Source organism: Streptomyces sp. NPDC057654, from assembly GCF_042800135.1.
GTDB lineage: Bacteria > Actinomycetota > Actinomycetes > Streptomycetales > Streptomycetaceae > Streptomyces.
Window position 1 is genome coordinate 1 of the sequence record NZ_JBHVHQ010001312.1, and the last position, 1,570, is coordinate 1,570.

The following is a 1,570-nucleotide window of genomic DNA, read 5'->3' on the forward strand; positions in this document are numbered from 1 at the left end:
GGGTGCGCAAGCTGCTGGGCGCGTAACTTTTCGCGACGTTACGGCCTGAGGGCCGCCACCTGGTCGACGGACCGGGTGGCGGCCCTCGGTCATGCTCAGTTCGAACTGTCCGCGTCGGCTTCGGACCGGTACCGATGCCGGAAGTCGCGCAGGAAGCCGCGCAGTTCGCCTTCGGTGAGGGGCCCGCCGCTCTCGTTGGTGACGCCGTCGACGTCGGCGAGGTGCAGCCCGAGCTGCCGGGCGTTGGGGAACTCCCCGTTGTCGTCCCTGTACCGCCGATAAGCCGAGAACAACTGCTCCTGATGAGCCTCCTCCTCGGCCGCCTCCGAGGGCGCGGGCGCCGACGCCGGCGCTACGAACCAGGGATTGACGTGCGGCTCGGCCGCAGCCTGTACGGGCTCTTCGGCGGCGGGCGCGTGCTGGACGTACTGCGGCTGCCCCGCGTCAGCGGCCGGCCCGGCGGCGGGGAACTGCTGGGTGGCGGGGGCGTGCTCGGCGTACTGAGCTTGCTGGGCGGCGGCGACCGCATGCTCGGCGTACTGGGCCTGCAACTGAGCTTGCTGCTGGGCCTGCTGCTGAGCGAGGTGCTGAGCGGGGTGCTCGCCGTAAGGGGCTTGCTGGGGGATGCCGGGTGCCTGCGGCGCGTACTGAGCCTGGTGGGTGGGCGCCTCCTGCCCGGCGGGCGGCAGCTGCTGGGCGGCGGGGGGCTGTTCGGCCGTACGGGCCTGCTGAGCCGCAGGAGCTTGCTCGGCCGTACGGGCCTGCTGGGCCTGTTGGGCCTGCTGCGGTGCGGGGGCCTGCCCGTTCACAGCGCCTTGCGCAGCAGGAGCGAACCAACCCGCCCCCGCCTGCTGGCCGGTGGCACCAGCGCCCTGCACCGGACCTGCGGCTTGCGCCGCGCCAATGCCCTGCATCGGGCCTGCGGCCTGTGCCGCGCCGGCGAACTGCCCCGAGCCCGCAGACTGATCCGAACCAGCGCCCTGCGCTGCGCCCGCGTGCTGAGGCACGCTCGGCCCCTGCACCGCGCCTGCGTGCTGTGCCGTACCCGTGCTCTGCACCGCGCCTGCGTGCTGTGCCGCGGCTGTTCCTTGCATCGGGCCTGCGGCTTGTGCCGAGCTGGCGCCCTGCATTGGGCCTGCGGCTTGCGCCGCGTCAGCGAACTGTCCCGAGCCCGCAGGCTGGCCGGCACCAGTACCTTGCGCCGCGCCTGCGTGCTGCGCCGCACCCGGCCCCTGCATCGTGCCTGCGGCTTGCATCGCGTCGGCGAACTGACCCGCGCCCGCAGGCTGGCCGGCACCAGCGCCCTGCGCTGCGCCCGCGTGCTGCGCCGCACCCGCTCCCTGCACCGCGTCAGCGGCTTGCACTGCGTCGACACCCTGCATCGCGACAGCATGATGTTGCCCTGCGTCGGCGGCCTGCTCCGCGTCCGGGGCTCGGTGCTCAGGCTGCCCCGCGGCTCCCACCTGCTGCGCCGCCGCGTCGGCGGCCTGTTCCACAGCCGGAGCCGGGCCGTCGCCCGCGGACTGCCCGGCACCGGCGAGCTGCCCTGGGGCGACTCCCTGCCCCGCGC

Annotated in this window: 2 protein-coding genes; one reads left to right on the top strand and one right to left on the bottom strand. The window is 74.5% G+C overall.

What is annotated here, in order from left to right:
- Nucleotides 1-95: 95 nt before the first annotated feature.
- Nucleotides 96-809 (bottom strand): hypothetical protein, encoded by a 714-nt coding sequence (locus ACFU99_RS43145; protein ID WP_384404124.1) that lies wholly within the window; start codon nt 807-809, stop codon nt 96-98.
- A gap of 402 nt (nt 810-1,211) precedes the next feature.
- On the opposite strand from ACFU99_RS43145, the gene ACFU99_RS43150 reads away from it, so the two are divergent.
- Nucleotides 1,212-1,570 (top strand): hypothetical protein (locus ACFU99_RS43150; protein ID WP_384404127.1); only part of this gene is annotated, 359 nt, incomplete at its 3' end.